A 17,281-nucleotide genomic window follows, 5' to 3' on the forward strand; every position below is an offset into this window, starting at 1 on the left:
CGCGATTATCGCAACACCCCCTCGATGGCCGCGACGAGTTCCGCCTCGCCGCCTTCTCCCTCGTGGCGGTAGACGATGTGGCCGCTCTGGTCGACCAGCCAGGCCGCCGGCCAGTAGCGGTTGCCGAAGGCGGCCCACGTGCGGTAGTCGTTGTCCTGAACGACCGGATAGTGCAGGCCCAGCCGCCGTACCGCGGCCTGCACGCCGGCGAGTGGCCGCTCGTGCGCGAACTCCGGCGTGTGCACGCCGATGACAACCAGCCCGCGTGACGCGTAGCGCTGGTGCAGCCGCTCGATGATCGGCACGCTGCGCAGGCAGTTCACGCAGTCCCAGGTCCAGAAGTCGATCAGCATGGCCTTGCCGCGCAGGTCCTGCGCTGTCAGCGGCGGGCCGTTGAGCCAGGCGCCAGCACCCGGCAGCCCGGGCGCCGGCCCGCCGACGGGCAGCGATGGCGGCGACTCGGCCGGCCGCGTCAGGGCCGCCACCCAGGCCGAGCTGACATCGGCCAGGCTGGCACCGGCCAGCACCACCATCAGCACGCCCACGCCCTGGCGCAGCCGCGCCGCCGCACCGGCCCAGGCCCGCAGCCAACGCGCCAGGCGCTGGCCGCCGTAGGCCACGGCCAGCATGGGCCCGCCGGCCCCGGCCGCATAGGCCAGCAGCAACGCCGCCGCCTGCCCGCGCTCGGTGGCGCCGGCAACCAGCGCGAGGATGCTGGCCAGCGCGGGCCCGGCGCAGGGCGTCCACAGCGCGCCCAGGCTGGCCCCCAGCACGACGGCGCCGACCCGCCCACCGCCTTGGCCGGCACGCTGCGCCAGGTCCGCCACTCGCCCCAGCGGCAGCGACAGCCGCTCCCACAGCGCAGGCCACAGCAGCAGCACGCCCGCCAGCAGCAGTGCGATGGCCGCGGCGTCGCGCACCGTCGCGGCCGACAGGCCCAGCACCGTTGCCGACGCCCCGAAGGCAAGCGCGAGCGCGCTGAACGCGCCGACGAAGCCCAGCACCACAAGCGGCGGCCGCCACGGGTCGGGCCGCCCCCAACTGCTGCCCAGCAGCGCCGGCAGCAGCGGCAGCACACAGGGGCTGGCCACGGTGGCCAGCCCGGCCCCGAAGGCAGCCGCCCACGTCAGCGCGGCGCTCACTGCGCCTCCTGCGAGAGGCGCCGCCAGGCCTGCGTACGGCCGAACAACGGCAGGCCCACGTAGGCGCGCAGCTGCAGCTCGCCGGCCGGGCCCAGGGACATCAGGCAGTCATAGGTCTTGCCGTTCTCGCGGTTGAAGAGGCGGCCGCGCCATTCGGTGGCCACGCGCTCACCGTCGGCCGTGGCGCGATGTGCCGACGGCACGAAGTCGCTGAGCAGGGGCATGCCCGCGTACGCCGGCTGCGCGTCGGCAGACATGGCCTCACCGGGCCGGCTCATGGACTGGTTGGCGAGCACGCGCGCCACGTTGCCGCACAGCGCGGCGCCGCAGGGCTCGATGCGCACCTCCAGGTTGCCGCTGGCCGTGAGCCACAGGCCACGCGGGTCGGCCTGGGCGGCACCGGCGGCCAGCACGGCGAGAAGGACAAGGACGTTTCTCATGGATCACCTCGTGCAGTGGAAGAGCCGCCATTGCAGCGGGCCGCGGTATCGCGACGATGTCGACACGTCGCCGCCGGACACGTGCCGGCAACGCAGACAAAGAGCGATACAAACAGGCTGCCCGGCTGGGCTATCGTGCGCCGCCATGGAACCGCGTCCCGACCATCTGCTGCTCGTCGACGATGACCGCCAGCTGCTGGCCCTGCTGGCCGACTACCTGCGCGCCGCCGGCTACCGCGTCAGCACGGCAACACGAGGCGCGGAGATGCGAGCCGCGCTCGCCCGCGAGGCCATCGACCTTGTCGTGCTGGACCTGATGCTGCCCGGCGAGGATGGCCTGCAGCTGTGCCGCGACCTGCGTGCCCGCGAGGCCGAGCCGCTGCCCATCCTGATGCTGACCGCCCGCGGCGATGAGGCCGACCGCGTGCTGGGCCTGGAGATGGGCGCCGACGACTACCTCGCCAAGCCGTTCGCGACGCGCGAGCTGCTGGCGCGCATCCGCGCCGTGCTGCGACGCACGCGCCAGCTGCCACCACGGCTGAGCCCGCAGCGCCAGGCCCGCCGGCTCGCCTTCGCCGGCTGGACGCTGGACACCACCGCCCGCCACTTGCTGGACGGCGACGGCACGCTGGTGCCGCTGACCGGCGGCGAGTACCGGCTGCTGCGCACGCTGCTGGACCATCCGCAGCGCGTGCTCAGCCGCGACCAGCTGCTGAACCTGACGCAGGGCCGCGACGCCGACCCGTTCGACCGCAGCATCGACCTGCTCGTCAGCCGCCTGCGCCGCCGCCTGCGTGACGACGCCAAGGAAGCCCGCCTCGTGAAGACGGTGCGCAACGAGGGCTATGTGTTCTGCGCGGACGTCGAGGCCATCCGATGAGGGCGCCTCCCACGCGGCCGGCCGCGGCACGCGGCGCGCGGGCGGGATGACGCTCGCCGGCCGCATCGCCACGCTGCTGGTCGTGGGCCTGCTGCTGGCCTACGGCCTGGCCAGCCTGGCCTGGATGGCCGAGCGCCGCGAGGCCATGGACCGCATGCTGGGCAGTTACCTCGCGCGCGACGTGGCCGCCGCCGTCGCGGTGCTGGACCACCTGCCACGGGCCCAGCGTGCGCACTGGCTGGGCCGGCTGGCACGGCCGCACCACCGCTACGACCTGGGTGCTGCGCCGGTGGACCTCGCCGCCGCGCCCGCCGCCACGGCGCTGGCCCGCACGCTGGCGCAGGAGGTGGGCGCCGCACGCATCGCCGCCGCGGGCGCGCGGCCCGACGGCGAACTGGTGTTCGCGCTGACGCTGGCCGATGGCGCGCCACTGGCGCTGCACGTGCGGCCGCCGCCGGTGACGCCGTCAGCGACGACGTTCGCGCTGCTGGCTGCCCAGCTGGCCGTGCTCGCGCTGTGCGGTGCCGCGGCCATCCGGCTGGCGACACGGCCGCTGCGCCGCCTGGCAGATGCGGCCGAGCGGCTGGGCGACAACCCCGCCGCGGCGCCGCTGGCAGAGACCGGCCCGCGCGAGGTGGCGTCCGCCGCCCGCGCCTTCAATGCGATGCAGACGCGCATCCAGGCCCATCTGCGCGAGCGTGCGCACATCCTCGCGGCCGTCACGCACGACCTGCAGACACCGCTCACGCGCCTGCGGCTGCGCAGCGAACTGCTGGCCGACGCCGCGACGCGCGACAAGCTGCTGGCCGACATCGACGCGATGCGCGCCCTCGTTGACGAAGGGCTGCACTACGCAGCCAGCGCCCATGCGGCCGAAGAGGCGCCGCAGGCGGTGGACCTCGTCGCGCTGCTGGACGGGCTGGTCTGCGATGCGCAGGACGCCGGCCAGCAGGCCAGCCTCGAGGCGCCGCGATCGCTCACCGTGACGACCCGGCCGCGCGCGCTGCGCCGCGTGATCGGCAACCTGCTCGACAACGCGGTGAAGTTCGCCGGCGCGGCCGAGGTGGTCGTCGGGCTGGCCGGCGGCCGCGTGGAGATCGCCGTGCTGGACCGCGGGCCCGGCATCCCGGCCGACCAGCTGGAAGCGGCACTGCAGCCCTTCGTCCGGCTGGAGGCATCCCGCAACCGCGACAGCGGCGGCACCGGACTGGGGCTCGCGATCGCGCTGCGCCTGGCACAGGCGCTGGGCGCGACGCTGCAACTGACGCCCAGGGAGGGCGGCGGGCTGGCAGCCCGGCTCAGCCTTCCGGCGTAGGCGGCGCGGCGCCGATGTCCAGCCCGCGCGGCTGCTTGTAGCGGTGGTAGCCCCACATGTACTGGCCAGGCGCACGGCGGATGATGCCCTCCATCGCCGCGTTGATGACCGCCGCGGCGTCCTCGGCGGACGCGTCGCCGGCGATCTCCGGCGCCGGCAGCACGTGCACGACGAAGCCCTCACCGCCCGGCAGCCGCTCGCCCCAGATGAGCAGCAGCGCCGCGCCGGTCTGCTGCACCAGCCGCGCCGCCAGCGTCATCGTGTAGGCAGGCTTGCCGAAGAACGGCGCCCACACGCCCAGGCCGTCGGGCGGCACCTGATCGGGCAGCAGGCCGATGACCTCGCCACGGCGCAGCGCGCGGATCATCTGCCGCACCCCGGCCAGCGATGCCGGCGCCGTGGCCAGGCCCGGTCGCTCGCGCGAGCCGGCCATCACGTCGCGCAGGCTGGCCTGGCGTGCGGGCCGGTACAGCACGGTGATGGGCGACTCGGGCGTCGTGAACCGCTCGGCAATCGCCTGCGCGCAGATCTCGAAGCAGCCCATGTGCGGCGTCAGCATGACGAGGCCACGCTTCTCGGCCAGCGCGGCGGCGATCAGCTCGCCGCCGTCCCAGCGCAGCTTGCCGCCCAGCGGCTCGCGCTTGGTGGCGACCCACAGCCAGGGCAGCTCGGCAGCCATGCGCCCGGCCGCCGCAATGGCCGGGCGCGCGCGGCCCCAGGCGATGCCCGCCTGCGCGACGTTGGCCCGGAAACGCCGCCGGTAGGTCGGCGAGGCGGCATAGACCAGCCAGCCCAGCAAGCCGCCCAAAGCGTGCAAAAGCGCCAGCGGCCAGCGGGATAAAAAGCGAAAGACCCAGCCCATGTTTTCTATACTGCACGAATCGCCGAGTTACTGAACTACTTGCGGGGCGATTCACAAATCCCGCTAAAGCGTTCGCCGCACCTCCTGGGGCGTCGGCAACGCCGATCAACAAGCTAACCGGAGTTTAAAAGTGGCGAACGACTTCCTCTTCACGTCTGAGTCTGTTTCCGAAGGCCATCCCGACAAGGTGGCGGACCAGATCTCCGACGCCATCCTGGATGCGATCTTCGAGCAGGACCCGCGCAGCCGCGTGGCCGCCGAGACGCTGTGCAACACGGGCCTCGTCGTGCTGGCCGGCGAGATCACGACGAATGCCCACGTCGACTACATCCAGATCGCTCGCGACACGATCAAGCGCATCGGCTACGACAACACCGAATACGGCATCGACTACAAGGGCTGCGCGGTGCTGGTGGCCTACGACAAGCAGAGCAACGACATCGCCCAGGGCGTGGACCACGCGTCCGACGATCACCTGAACACCGGCGCCGGCGACCAGGGCCTGATGTTCGGCTACGCCTGCGACGAGACGCCCGAGCTGATGCCCGCGCCGATCTACTACGCGCACCGGCTGGTCGAGCGCCAAGCCCAGCTGCGCAAGGACGGCCGCCTGCCGTTCCTGCGTCCCGATGCCAAGAGCCAGGTCACGATGCGCTACGTGGACGGCCGCCCCCACAGCATCGACACCGTCGTGCTGTCCACCCAGCATGCGCCGGAGTACTCGCTGGGCGACCGCATGACGGACGAGTTCTACGAGGCCATCCGTGAAGAGCTGATCAAGCCCGTGCTGCCCAAGGACTGGCTGACGGCCGACACCAAGTACCTGATCAACCCGACCGGCCGCTTCGTCATCGGCGGCCCGCAGGGCGACTGCGGCCTAACCGGCCGCAAGATCATCGTCGACACCTACGGCGGCGCCTGCCCGCACGGTGGCGGCGCGTTCTCGGGCAAGGACCCGTCCAAGGTCGACCGCTCGGCCGCCTACGCGGCGCGTTACGTCGCCAAGAACGTCGTGGCCGCCGGCCTGGCCCGCCAGTGCCAGGTGCAGGTGGCCTACGCCATCGGGGTGGCCCGCCCCATGAACGTGACGGTCTACACCGAAGGCACCGGCGTCATCCCCGACGACCAGATCGCCAAGCTCGTCAACGAGCACTTCGACCTGCGCCCCAAGGGCATCATCCAGATGCTGGACCTGCTGCGCCCGATCTACTCCAAGACTGCGGCCTACGGCCACTTCGGCCGCGAAGAGCCCGAGTTCACGTGGGAACGCACCGATAAAGCTGCAGCCCTCAAGGCTGCTGCCGGCCTGTAAGGCCGCCGCGCGAAGCGCGGTTCGGTGCGTGGGCGAAGTTCATATCGCGTAGCGATGTGAACGGCGCCCAACGTACCGATACAGCTGTCGCCCCCAAGGCAGCAGCCCGCCGGCAACGAGCGCCACGCTTTCCGCGAAACACCGCCCACCGGGGCGGTGTTTTTCTTTGTGCACCCCTCGCCTGCTCGGCGTTAGAGTCCACGCACCGGCAGGGTGCGCCACCGGCCACCCTTGTGAGCGGACAACCACGGAGGCGGTGATGAACATGCAATCCCTGCGCATCGGTACCCGGCTGGCGCTGGGCTTCGGGCTGGTGCTGCTGCTGTTGGCGGTGGCCGTGGGCCTGAGCTACCAGCAGATGTCCAAGGTGGGCCCACACATCGACCTGCTCATCGAACTGCAGCGCCGCCAGGACGTCGCGCAGGACTGGCGCACGCAGACCCAGCTCAACGTGACGCGCACGGATGCCGTTGCGCGGGCCGGCGGCTCGGGCCCGGTGGCGGAGTTCTTCTCCCCGGTCATCAAGACCACCAGCGGCAAGATCACGGAGCTGCAGGAGAGCCTGGCCAAGGCCGAGGACACCGACAAGGGAAAGGCGCTTCTCGACACCATCGCCAGCTCTCGCAAGGCCTACGTCGACATCCGCAACGGCGTCTTCGCACAGCTCAAGGCCGGCGAGGCCGAAGCGGCGCTGCAGGTGCTGGAGGGCAAGATGCGGCCCGCATCCGACACCTACGTGAAGGCCATCTCCGACATGGCGGACTACCAGGGCGAGCGCGTGCGTGACTCGACGCGCGGCGTGCTGGAGGCCGCCAGGCGCACTCAGGTGCTGATGGTGACGCTGTGCGCAATCTGCCTGAGCCTGGGCGTCGCCGCCGCCTGGCTGATCACGCGTTCCGTCGTGCGGCCGCTACGTGCGGCCATCCATGAAGCCAAGGAAGTGGGCCAGGGCGATCTGTCGCGCGACATCCGCTCCGACGGCGCCGACGAGACGGCGCAGCTGACGCAGACGCTGGCCAGCATGCAGCAGTCGTTGCGCCACCTGGTGGGCTCGGTGCGCAACAACGCCGACGAGGTGTCCACGGCCAGCGCCGAGATCGCGATGGGCAGCAACGACCTGTCGGCCCGCACGGAGCAACAGGCCAGCGCCATCCAGCAGACGGCGGCGTCCATGGAGCAGCTGTCGGCCACCGTGAGGCTCAATGCGGACAACGCCGGCCAGGCCGACCAGCTGGCCGCCGACGCCACCGAGGTCGCGCGCCAGGGCGGCGAGGTCGTCGGCGAGGCCGTGCAGCGCATGCGCGGCATCGAGGAGAGCTCGCGCCGCATCGCCGACATCATCGGCACCATCGACGGCATCGCGTTCCAGACCAACATCCTGGCGCTGAACGCGGCCGTCGAGGCCGCCCGTGCCGGCGAGCAGGGCCGCGGCTTCGCGGTCGTGGCCGGCGAGGTGCGCACGCTGGCGCAGCGCAGCGCCGAGGCGGCCAAGGAGATCAAGACGCTGATCGGCGACAGCGTCGAGCGCGTGGAGCAGGGCTCGGCCCTCGTGAACCGCGCCGGCGAAACCATGCAGCAGGTCGTGACCTCCATCGGCCGCGTCGCGCAGATCGTGCGCGAGATCAGCTCGGCCAGCCGCGAGCAGAGCACCGGCGTCAGCCAGGTGGGCGAGGCCATCTCGCTGATGGACCAGGCGACGCAACAGAACGCCGCGCTCGTCGAGGAAAGCGCCGCTGCCGCCGAGAGCCTGCGGCATCAGGCCGATGCGCTGGTGAAGCTGGTCTCGACCTTCAAGACCTGACCGGGGGCGCCCTACACGCCGCGCAGCGCGTCGTCCAGCACCTCCACCCAATGCCGCACCGGCTGGGCGGTGCCGCTCTGCAGATGCTGGATGCAGCCGACGTTGGCCGACACGATCTGCTCGGCCTGCAGCGGCGCCAGCGCGGCGAGCTTGCGGTCGCGCAGCTGTTTTGACAGCGCAGGCTGCAACACCGAGTAGGTGCCGGCCGAACCGCAGCAAAGGTGGCTGTCGGTGGGCGCGCAGTCGATGGCAAAGCCCAGTTCGCGCAGCGCCGCTTCCACGCCGCCCTTGAGCTTCTGGGCATGCTGCAGCGTGCAGGGCGGGTGGTAAGCCAGGCGCTGGCCGGCGCCGGCGCGGTGCAGGCGGGGCTTCAGTGCCGGCACCAGCTCCGGCAGCAGTTCACTGAGGTCCTTCGTGACCGCGCTGATGCGCCGTGCCTTGTCGGCGTACGCCGGGTCGTCGCGCAGCGCATGCGCGTAGTCCTTCACCGTGGCGCCGCAGCCCGACGCGTTCATCACCAGCGCCTCGACGCGCTCGCCTGGCCCCGCCACCAGCGGCCACCAGGCGTCGATGTTGCGGCGCATGTCGTCCAGCGCGCCGCCGTGGTCGCCCAGGTGCTCGCGGATGGCGCCGCAGCAGCCCGCCCCGTCGGCCACCACGCTCTGGATACCGGCGGCGTCCAGCACGCGGGCCGTGGCGCTGTTGATGTTGGGCGCCATGCCCGGCTGCACGCAGCCCAGCAGCAGCAGCACCTTGCGGTTGAGCTGGCGCGTGGGCCAGTCGTGGGCGGTGGCCGGGGCCTTGGGGGGCACCTTGTCTTGCAACGCGGCCGGCACCAGCGGCCGCAGCGCCTGCCCCACACGCAGCGCGGGCTTGAACAGCGGCGATGTCAGCCCCTCCTTCAGCAGCCAGCGCACACGGCGCTCGCCGGCGGGCCGCGGCACCTTGGCGTCCACGACGCGCCGGCCGATGTCCACGAGGTGGCCGTACTGCACGCCCGACGGGCAGGTCGTCTCGCAGTTGCGGCAGGTGAGGCAGCGGTCCAGGTGGGCTTGCGTCTCGCGCGTGGGCGTCGCGCCTTCCAGCACCTGCTTGATCAGGTAGATGCGGCCGCGCGGCCCGTCCAGTTCGTCACCGAGCAGCTGGTAGGTCGGGCAGGTGGCCGTGCAGAAGCCGCAGTGCACGCAGCGGCGCAGGATGGCCTCGGCCTCGGCACCGTCGGGCGTGCCGGCGAATTCGGGAGCGAGCGTCGTTTGCATCAGAGCTGGGGGTAGAGGCGGCCGGGGTTGAAGACGCCGTGCGGGTCAAAGCTGGCCTTCAGCCGGCGATGGATGGCCGCCAGCGGCGACGACAGCGGGGCGAACACACCGGGCGATTTGTCCAGGGCGCGGAACAGCGTGGCATGGCCACCCACCGCGGCGGCGGCCTCGCGCACGCCGGCCGGCGCCATGGGCGTGACGACCCAGCGCTGCGCACCGCCCCACTCGATGAGTTGCTCCCCGTGCAGGTTCAGCGCCGGCGCGGTGCCGGGCAGGCTGAGCCGCCACAGCCGCGCGCCGCCGGCCACGGCGCGTTCGGCGCCCATGAAGAACTCGTCGCGCTGGTCGCGCAGGCCCAACCAGAACGCACCGGCCAGCTCGGGCGGGATCACATCGCCGCCCAGCTTGGCGCAAGCCGCCTCGACGGCCGCCTGCGCGCCGGCCAGGCGCAGCAGCAGCGCGCCGTCCCACCACGCGCTGGCCTCGATGGGCAGCGGCTCGCCGCTCCAGCGGTTCATCGCCATCAACGCGGCGGCCTGGTCGAACTCGAAGCGCAGCGTGGTGACGGCAGCCGGCAGCGGCATCACCTTCAGCGTCACCTCGGTGATGAGGCCCAGCTGCCCCATCGACCCGGCCAGCACGCGGCTGACGTCGAAGCCGGCCACGTTCTTCATGACGGTGCCACCGAAGCTGAGCAGCTCGCCGCGACCGTTGATGAGCACGGCGCCCAGCAGGTGGTCGCGCACCGAGCCCAGCGCCGCGCGGGCGGGGCCCGACAGCCCCGCAGCGACCATGCCACCGATGGTGCCTTTGCCGCCGAACCGGGGAGGCTCGAACGCGAAGCGCTGGCGCTGTTGCGCCAGCAGCGCCTCGACGTCGAACACCGGCGTGCCGGCCAGCACGCTGATGTACAGCTCGCTGGGCTCGTAGGCCGTCACGCCATTCAGCGCCAGCGTGGACAGCGGCTCGCCGGTCGGCGCCTCGCCGTAGAAATCCTTGCTGCCGTGGCCGGTGATGCGCAGCGGAGTCCCGGCAAGCACGGCCTCCCTCAGGCGTTGCAGATCGTCCGCGGCGCTCACGGCTTGCGCTCGAAACTCGCTGCGCGAAGTTGCAGCAAGCGCGTGACGTTGAAATAGCGCTGACTGGCGGCCCCTTGGGCATCGACGACATCCAGCACGTCGAAAGACTGCGCACCACGATGCACCAAGGCCTGCTTGCCGTGCTTGAGCTTGCGATCGCTCAGCCAGTCGTACTCCATCTCGACAAACGGAACCTCCACCGCCGTCTCGAAGCTCATGCCGTCGCCTGTTGCGGCAATCGCCTGCTGCAGGCCGAACAGCTGCCGCCTCAAGCGCTGCTGCTCTGCCCGCAACCCCAGATCGCCTGAAACCACACTCAGGCGCATCAGGAACGGCACATGCGGAATCTCGTCCAGCGGACGCACAGCGGCCACGGCCTGCAGTGCTTGCATGGCCTCCGCGGGCTTGCGTTGCGTGATCAGCACGTCAGCCGCATCCACCGCGCGTCTCAAAGCATCCTCAAGCTTCAGAAGGTCGACGGTCTTGTCGGCGTAGAAGCGGGCCAGCAGTCGCTGGTTCTCGGCCAGCGCGGCATGCAGGTCTGCCGGCATGTCGGGCGTCATCAACACGCTGTAGCGCGGCGGCATCGTCCGAGCGGCCAGCAGCGCAGACGTGTCAAGGTAGCGCGTTTTCTGCCCCTGAGGATCGTTCTTGAACGTCAGCGTGATGAGGCTGCCGCCCCCCTGGGCGGGCTGCGTACGGGTGTCTTGAACCTGCCCCCCGCCGAGCGACACAACGTCGCCCAGTTGCACCATGTGCTGCAAACGCAGCGGCGCCTCGGGTGTCAACCCTTGCTGGAACAGGCTGGCCAGCGCGCGCGCGTGCGCAGCATGCAGTTCGAACTGCGCGCCATCCCCCAGCAGGCGGTAGGCCTCCGCCTGGAAGGCCTGGACGCGGTAGCTGGGGAAGGTCTTCAAAGGCTGGAAACGCGCCAGAGGTGCGAGCGCATCGAGCGTCGCCCGGCCGTCGTTGCGCACGATGGCCAGAATCGCCTGATTGCAGGCCTGGGTGACGGCGCTGGCCACCTGCTCTCCCGGGCCCGCCGCGTGCAGCCTGCGCAGGCCCAAGTCCAGCAAGTCCTTGAGCAGGCCCGGCGACATCCGCATGCTCCCGGGGGAGGAGGCCGCCACCGGAGCGACCTCCTGGGCAACGCCAGGCAGAGAAAACGCTGCAATGGCGAGTGCGGCCAGCCAGCCATCGACTCTTGCTCTGTTCGTCAAAATCTCTCCAATTCCGGAAAGGCCAGCAGCCCGCGCTTCACATGCATGCGCCCGTACTCGGCGCAGCGGTTCAGCGTCGGGATCTGCTTGCCGGGGTTCAAGGTGCCGGCGGGGTCGAAGGCGGCCTTCAGCGCCAGCATCTGCTCGCGCTCCTCGGGGCTGAACTGCACGCACATGGAGTTGAGCTTCTCGACGCCCACGCCGTGTTCGCCCGTCACCGTGCCACCCAAAGCGACGCTGCGCTCCAGGATCTCGGCGCCGAACAGCTCGCAGCGGTGCAGCTGGTCAGGGTCGTTCGCGTCGAACAGGATCAGCGGGTGCAGGTTGCCGTCGCCCGCATGGAAGACGTTGGCGCAGCGCAGGCCGTACTTCTTCTCCATCTGCTGGATGTCCAGCAGGATGGTGGCCAGGTGCTTGCGCGGGATGGTGGAGTCCATGCACATGTAGTCGGGGCTGATGCGGCCGCTCGCCGGGAAGGCGTTCTTGCGGCCGCTCCAGAAGCGCAGGCGCTGGGCTTCGTCGGCGCTGACCTGGCAGCGCGTCGCGCCACTGGCCTGCAGGACGGCCTCCATGCGGGCGACTTCCTCGGCCACCTCCTCCGGCGTGCCGTCGCTCTCGCACAGCAGGATGGCCTCGGCGTCGAGGTCGTAGCCAGCGTGCACGAAATCCTCGACGGCCGCCGTCATGGGCTTGTCCATCATCTCCAGACCGGCCGGGATGATGCCGGCAGCGATGATGGCCGCGACCGCGTCGCCCGCCTTGCGCACGTCGTCGAAGCTGGCCATCACGCAGCGCGCCAGCTGCGGCTTGGGCACCAGCTTCACGGTGACTTCGGTGACCACGGCCAGCATGCCCTCGCTGCCGACCACCAGCGCCAGCAGGTCCAGGCCAGCGGAGTCCAGCGCCTCGCTGCCGAACTCGACGGGCTCGCCTTCCACCGTGAAGCCGCGCACGCGCAGCACGTTGTGCAGCGTCAGGCCGTATTTCAGGCAGTGCACGCCGCCCGAGTTCTCGGCGATGTTGCCGCCGATGGTGCAGGCGATCTGGCTGCTGGGGTCGGGCGCGTAGTAGAGGCCGTACGGCGCGGCGGCCTCGGAGATGGCGAGGTTGCGCACGCCGCACTGCACGCGCGCCGTGCGGGCCAGCTTGTCGATGGCGAGGATCTGGTTGAACTTGGCCAGCGCCAGCGTGAGGCCCGCTTCGTGCGGCATGGCACCGCCGCTCAGGCCCGTGCCGGCGCCGCGCGCAACCACCGGCACGCCCAAGGTATGGCAGGCCTTCAGCACGGCGCCCACCTGGGCCTCGGTCTCGGGCAGCGCCACGGCCAGCGGGCGCTGGCGGTAGGCGGTCAGGCCGTCGCATTCATACGGCGTGGTCTGCTCGGCCTGATACAGCAGCGCGTGGGCCGGCAGCAGCGGCGCCAGCGCGGCGACGAGCTGCTGCAGGCGGGCCTGGCGGTCCAGGCCGGGGGTCTTGTCAGGGGCGTTCATCGCCGGGGAACTGTAGCCCGGTCAGTGAACCAGCCAGGTGAAAGGCGGCACATAGGCCTGCAGCGTGACGAAGATGCCGACGAGGCAGGCCAGCGCGATGGAGTGGAAGAACACGTAGCGCAGGATGGGACCCTCGCCGTTCTGCCAGCGCGTGGCCGTGGACGCCACGACGATGGACTGCGCGTCGATCATCTTGCCCATCACGCCGCCTGAGCTGTTGGCCGCGCCCATCAGGTTGGGGTTCAGGCCCAGCTGCTCGGCCGCCACCTTCTGCATGCCGCCGAACAGCACGTTGCTGGCGGTGTCGGAGCCCGTCATCGCCACGCCCAGCCAGCCCATCAGCGTGCCGAAGAACGGATACAGCACGCCGGTGTTGGCGAAGGCCAGGCCCAGCGTCGTGTCCAGGCCGGAGAAGCGCGTCAACGTGCCCAGCGCCAGCATCAGCACGATGGTCAGCAGCGACGTGCGCACCAGCCACACGGTCTGGCCGAAGCACTTCACGAGCCCGCCGAAGCGGTAGCCCATCACCAGCCCGCCGACCACGGCCGCCAGCAGGATGCCCGTGCCGGTGGCTGACAGCAGGCCGAACACGTACTCGGCCACCTCGGCCGTGGGCTTGGGCACCACCGGCGCGACCTTCTCCACCAGCTTGTGCAGCCCGTCGATCGGGAACTTGGGCGCGAAGATGCCGTTCAGCGCTGCCTTGGTGGCCGGCAGGCCCCAGACGAAGACGAACACGGTCAGGATGACCCAGGGCGTCCATGCCTTCACGACGGCCGCGCGGCTGTGGACGGTGGCCTTGCGCGCGGGCTTGGCTTCCGGGCCCTCATGCTCATGGTTCTTCAGCGATACCGACGTCCACACGCGGCGCGGCTGCCACACGCGCAGGAAGGCCACCAGCGCCACCATCGAGCTCATCGCCGCGATGACGTCCACCAGCTCCGGGCCGATGAAGTTGCTGACGAGGTATTGCGGGATCGCGAACGACAGGCCGGTGACGAGGATGGCGGGCCAAATCTCCCACATCGCCTTGCGGCCGGCGAACGCCCAGATCAGCCAGAACGGCACCAGCAGCGAGAAGAACGGCAGCTGGCGGCCGATCATGCCGGAGACTTCCATCAGGTCGTAGCCATGCACCTTGGCCAGCGTGATGACCGGGGTGCCGAGCGCGCCGTAGGCCACCGGCGCCGTGTTGGCGATCAGCGACAGGCCCGACGCCGCCAGCGGCGAGAACCCGAGGCCGATGAGGATGGCCGCCGTCACGGCCACCGGCGTGCCGAAGCCGGCCGCGCCCTCGAAGAACGCGCCGAACGCGAACGCGATCAGCAGCAGCTGCAGCCGGCGGTCCTCGGTGATGCCGGCGATGGAGTCCTGCAGCACCTGGAAGCTGCCGTTCTTCTCGGTCAGCTGGTGCAGGAAGATGATGTTCAGCACGATCCAGCCGATGGGCAACAGGCCGGTCAGCCCGCCCAGCACCGCCGCGCGCCCGGCCATGCCGGCCGGCATGCCGAACGCGAACACCGCGATCAGGAAGGCGCTGGCCAGTCCGGCCGCGGCGGCCACATGGGCCTTGAGGTGGAACACGCCCAGCCCCAGCAGCATGACCACCACCGGAACGGCTGCCACCAGCGTGCTGAGCAGCATGTTGTCGAAAGGGTTGTAGACCTGTTGCCAGACCATCGTCGTCTCCAGTTTTTGTGAGTGCTTGAACTGGGGCGCGATGGTGGGTGCGCAGGCCATGGGGCGGCGTGAATCCTCCTGCGCTGTCGCGTGAAGAAATTTCAGCCGCGGAGTCCGACACAGGGTTGGCACGGGGGCCGAGCGCCGGGCCGCCCCAAGCCGGCCCGTCTGGCGATGTGCGAGCGGCTCAACGCCGCGAGCATCGCCGTCCCCACGGGGGACCGACCGGACTCGCCCGCGTTCAGCGGCGCGAGGCCGGGCGAGGGGCTGAAGGCGCTACGCGAGAGCTCGCGCCAGCCATTCGACGAATGCGGCGCACTCCCAGCGCTCCAGCGTGCCGGGCTTCCAGCAGATGTAGTGGTGGAAGCTGGACGGCACCGTGCGCGGCGACAGCCGCACCAGCCGGCCGGAGTCCAGCCACGATGCGCCCAGCTTCATGCGCATCAGCGCCACGCCGAAGCCGGCCGCCGCGGCGTCCAGCACCAGGCCCAGGTCGTTGAACTGCGCGCCGCCGCGCGGCTCGTCCATCTGCAGGCCATGGGCCTCGAACCACGTGCCCCACGGCGCCAGCGGGCTGCGGATGAGGTGCACGCGGCGGAAGTCGGCCTCGTTGTCGAAGCCGTCGAACGGGCCGTGCTGGTGCAGGTAGTCGGGGCTGCAGACGGGGCTCAAGTCGTCGGTCAGCACGCGACGGCTCTCCAGCCCCGGGTACTCGCCGCTGCCGAAGCGGATCTCCAGGTCGGCGTCCTCGGACTTCACGTCCGCCAGCGGGATGGCCACCTGCATGACCAGCTCCACCTCCGGGTTGGCATGGCGGAACAGCGCCAGCCGCGGCAGCAGCATCTGGCGCGAGAACGTCGGCGTGACGGCCAGCCGCAGCCGCGCGCCCTGCGGCCGCACGCCGTCGGCGCCGGGGATCTTCTGCAGCGCGGCCAGCCCCTGGCGCACCGACGGCAGGTAGGCCCGGGCCTCGTCGGCCAGCGCGAAGTCGCGCCCGAACAGCTTGAAGCCCAGTTGCGACTCCAGCTGCCGGATGCGATGGCTGACCGCACTGGGCGTGACGGCCAGCTCCTCCGCCGCACCGCTGACGCTACGCAGCCGCGCGACGGCCTCGAAGGCCTGCAGGCACTGGATGGGTGGGATGCGGGGCGGGGCCATGGCGTGGCGACTCTAGCCGCCCAGCACCAGCCACAGCGCCTGGCGGTGCAGCGGCGTGGCCGCCGGCAGCAGCGGGTTGCGAAGCGCCAGCCGCACACGCTGCGCCAGCCGGTGGCGGGCGATGAGGTCGCCGTAGTGGCGCTGGAACAGGCGCTGGAAGCTGCCGTCCGCCACCGCCGCCTCCAGGCCGCGCGCCAGGTCGGCCGCGAGCTGCGGGCGGTTGGGGCGCACGAACAGATAGGACGCCGCCGGGTAGTGCAGCAGCACGTGCGGCTCGATGGCCAGGTCGTGCGCCAGCGGCGTGGCGGCCTCGTCGTCGATCTCGATGACGGAGCGCGGGAAGTAGTCGATGCGGCCCAGCCGCAGCATCTCGAACAAGGTCTCGTACCGGCTGGCCGTCTGCACCCGCAGGCCGTTGGCGCGCAGCACCTCGGTGTCGGGCCAGTCGTGGCCCTGGCCGGCCGTGTCGCCCGCCAGGTCGGCCAGCCGGCGCACGCCGCGCCAGCGCTGGGCGTCGGCCGCGCGCACGAAGGCCAGCCGGCAGCCGATCAGGCCGCGGTCCACGGGCACGCGGATGGGCAGCAGCTCGGCCTCACGCTCGGGGCTGGTCATCGTCCAGGCCAGGTCGGGGTCGCCCCGGCCCTCGGCCAGCTCGCGCATCACGCGGCCCTGCACCATCGCCTGGCGCGACTCCACCAGCTCGTAGCGCATGCCGCTGCGCTGGATGGCCAGCTTCAGCACATCCTGCAGGTAATGCCAGGCGGGGATGCGGTCGGGGTCGTGCAGCGGGTAGACGACGCGCTCGGCCGTGCCCCCGGCGGACGCCGCGCCGCCGGCCAGCGCCAGCAGCAGCGGCCGCCGCCTCAAGGCTTGCGCCGCGCGCGCGGGGCGGCCCTGGACGGCGCCTTGGCAGCAGGCCTGGCCGCGGGCTTGGCGACCGGCTGGCCGGCCGACAACCCCTTGGCCACGCTGCCGACGACGGCGCCGGGCATGGTGGCGGCCTTGCGCAGCGTATCGCTGGCCGCGTCGAACGACTGCTTGACGAGGTTGCCGGCCAGGTTGCGCGCGGCGTCGGTGGCGCTGTCCTTCATCGCCGACGTGGCCAGCTGCGTGAACTGCTGCGTCAGCGCCGTCCACCACTGCGTCGGGTCCACGGCGGCGCCGGGCAGGCCGGCGGCCTTGGCGGCGTCGCCGGCCGTCTTCACGGTCTTGGCGGCCACCTTGGCCGTCTTGGCTGCGCTCTTCACGGCCGTCTTGGCAGCGGCCTGCGCGGCCGGCGCCGCAGCGGCCAGGATCTCCGGCGGAATGGCCGGCCAGGCCGGCGCGTCGGCCCCGGTGGGCAGCTTGAGGCTGTCGCGCAGCTGGGCCAGCGGCACGTTCATCGTCTGCAGCGTGGACAGCGTCATGCGCTGCACCTCCAGCGCCTGGATGGTGGCGGCCAGCATGCGCGCGTTCTGCTCCAGCCAGAACTGCACGGTGCGCAGCTCCTCGATGCGCTTGCCCAGCTCCTCCGGGTTCAGCGTCGGCGCCACCCACTGGCCGATGCCCGGCAGCGCCGAGCCGGCGTTCTTCACAAGGCCCTGCAGGAAGTCGAATCCGGGCACGAACTTGGTGAAGCTGTTGTCGGTCATGGGCAGTCTCCT

The 17,281-nt window shown here is 71.3% G+C and carries 15 protein-coding genes; 4 read left to right on the top strand and 11 right to left on the bottom strand.

Features of this window, described 5'->3' with window-relative positions:
• Positions 1–5 precede the first annotated feature (5 nt).
• Complete coding sequence (locus ACG04Q_RS01060; RefSeq protein ID WP_394508951.1) at positions 6–1,142, bottom strand: cytochrome c biogenesis protein/redoxin; 1,137 nt, start codon at positions 1,140–1,142, stop codon at positions 6–8.
• Entirely contained in the window at positions 1,139–1,582 is a 444-nt protein-coding gene (locus tag ACG04Q_RS01065; protein WP_394508952.1) for a DUF2147 domain-containing protein, read from the bottom strand. The genes ACG04Q_RS01060 and ACG04Q_RS01065 overlap by 4 nt, the downstream gene beginning before the upstream one ends.
• A 145-nt stretch (positions 1,583–1,727) precedes the next feature.
• Between ACG04Q_RS01065 and ACG04Q_RS01070 the strand changes: the two genes are divergently transcribed.
• Both ACG04Q_RS01070 and ACG04Q_RS01075 read left to right on the top strand, forming a co-directional pair.
• Positions 1,728–2,462, top strand: coding sequence for a response regulator (locus ACG04Q_RS01070; protein WP_394508953.1), 735 nt, complete (start codon positions 1,728–1,730; stop codon positions 2,460–2,462).
• 46 nt (positions 2,463–2,508) lie between these two features.
• Positions 2,509–3,777, top strand: a complete 1,269-nt coding sequence (locus tag ACG04Q_RS01075; RefSeq protein WP_394508954.1) for an ATP-binding protein — start codon at positions 2,509–2,511, stop codon at positions 3,775–3,777.
• On the opposite strand, the gene ACG04Q_RS01080 is transcribed toward ACG04Q_RS01075, so the two are convergent.
• Positions 3,761–4,639: a lysophospholipid acyltransferase family protein gene (locus tag ACG04Q_RS01080; RefSeq protein WP_394508955.1), complete on the bottom strand. Its 879-nt coding sequence runs from the start codon at positions 4,637–4,639 to the stop codon at positions 3,761–3,763. The genes ACG04Q_RS01075 and ACG04Q_RS01080 overlap by 17 nt on opposite strands.
• Positions 4,640–4,769: 130 nt before the next feature.
• Here ACG04Q_RS01080 and metK point away from each other — a divergent pair, with 130 nt between their 5' ends.
• Both metK and ACG04Q_RS01090 read left to right on the top strand, forming a co-directional pair.
• On the top strand, positions 4,770–5,951 hold the full coding sequence (metK, locus tag ACG04Q_RS01085; RefSeq protein WP_394508956.1) for a methionine adenosyltransferase: 1,182 nt from the start codon (positions 4,770–4,772) through the stop codon (positions 5,949–5,951).
• Between the two features lie 259 nt (positions 5,952–6,210).
• Positions 6,211–7,752 carry a methyl-accepting chemotaxis protein gene (locus ACG04Q_RS01090; RefSeq protein WP_394508957.1) on the top strand — a complete coding sequence of 514 codons (1,542 nt, stop codon included), beginning with the start codon at positions 6,211–6,213 and terminating at the stop codon, positions 7,750–7,752.
• 11 nt (positions 7,753–7,763) lie between these two features.
• Here ACG04Q_RS01090 and glcF read toward each other — a convergent pair whose 3' ends face one another.
• From glcF to ACG04Q_RS01130, 8 genes are all read right to left on the bottom strand, one after another.
• The gene (gene glcF, locus ACG04Q_RS01095) at positions 7,764–9,011 is read right to left on the bottom strand and encodes a glycolate oxidase subunit GlcF (protein ID WP_394508958.1); all 1,248 of its coding nucleotides are present in this window, start codon (positions 9,009–9,011) and stop codon (positions 7,764–7,766) included.
• The gene (gene glcE / locus ACG04Q_RS01100) at positions 9,011–10,090 is read right to left on the bottom strand and encodes a glycolate oxidase subunit GlcE (protein WP_394508959.1); all 1,080 of its coding nucleotides are present in this window, start codon (positions 10,088–10,090) and stop codon (positions 9,011–9,013) included. The genes glcF and glcE overlap by 1 nt, the downstream gene beginning before the upstream one ends.
• On the bottom strand, positions 10,087–11,190 hold the full coding sequence (locus tag ACG04Q_RS01105) for a DUF4919 domain-containing protein (RefSeq protein ID WP_394508960.1): 1,104 nt from the start codon (positions 11,188–11,190) through the stop codon (positions 10,087–10,089). Before ACG04Q_RS01105 ends, glcE begins: the two co-directional genes overlap by 4 nt.
• Before the next feature lie 116 nt (positions 11,191–11,306).
• Positions 11,307–12,800, bottom strand: a complete 1,494-nt coding sequence (locus tag ACG04Q_RS01110; protein ID WP_394508961.1) for an FAD-linked oxidase C-terminal domain-containing protein — start codon at positions 12,798–12,800, stop codon at positions 11,307–11,309.
• Between the two features lie 21 nt (positions 12,801–12,821).
• Positions 12,822–14,480, bottom strand: a complete 1,659-nt coding sequence (locus tag ACG04Q_RS01115; protein ID WP_394509663.1) for an L-lactate permease — start codon at positions 14,478–14,480, stop codon at positions 12,822–12,824.
• Positions 14,481–14,756: 276 nt separating this feature from the next.
• Positions 14,757–15,638 carry a LysR substrate-binding domain-containing protein gene (locus ACG04Q_RS01120; RefSeq protein WP_394508962.1) on the bottom strand — a complete coding sequence of 294 codons (882 nt, stop codon included), beginning with the start codon at positions 15,636–15,638 and terminating at the stop codon, positions 14,757–14,759.
• Positions 15,639–15,650: 12 nt separating this feature from the next.
• A complete protein-coding gene (locus ACG04Q_RS01125) occupies positions 15,651–16,505 on the bottom strand; it encodes a substrate-binding periplasmic protein (protein WP_394508963.1) in 855 nt (284 codons plus the stop codon).
• Positions 16,502–17,269, bottom strand: coding sequence for a PhaM family polyhydroxyalkanoate granule multifunctional regulatory protein (locus tag ACG04Q_RS01130; protein ID WP_394508964.1), 768 nt, complete (start codon positions 17,267–17,269; stop codon positions 16,502–16,504). Before ACG04Q_RS01130 ends, ACG04Q_RS01125 begins: the two co-directional genes overlap by 4 nt.
• Positions 17,270–17,281: the final 12 nt, after the last annotated feature.

It is taken from the genome of Pelomonas lactea (assembly GCF_043555885.1).
Lineage (GTDB): Bacteria > Pseudomonadota > Gammaproteobacteria > Burkholderiales > Burkholderiaceae_C > Pelomonas > Pelomonas lactea.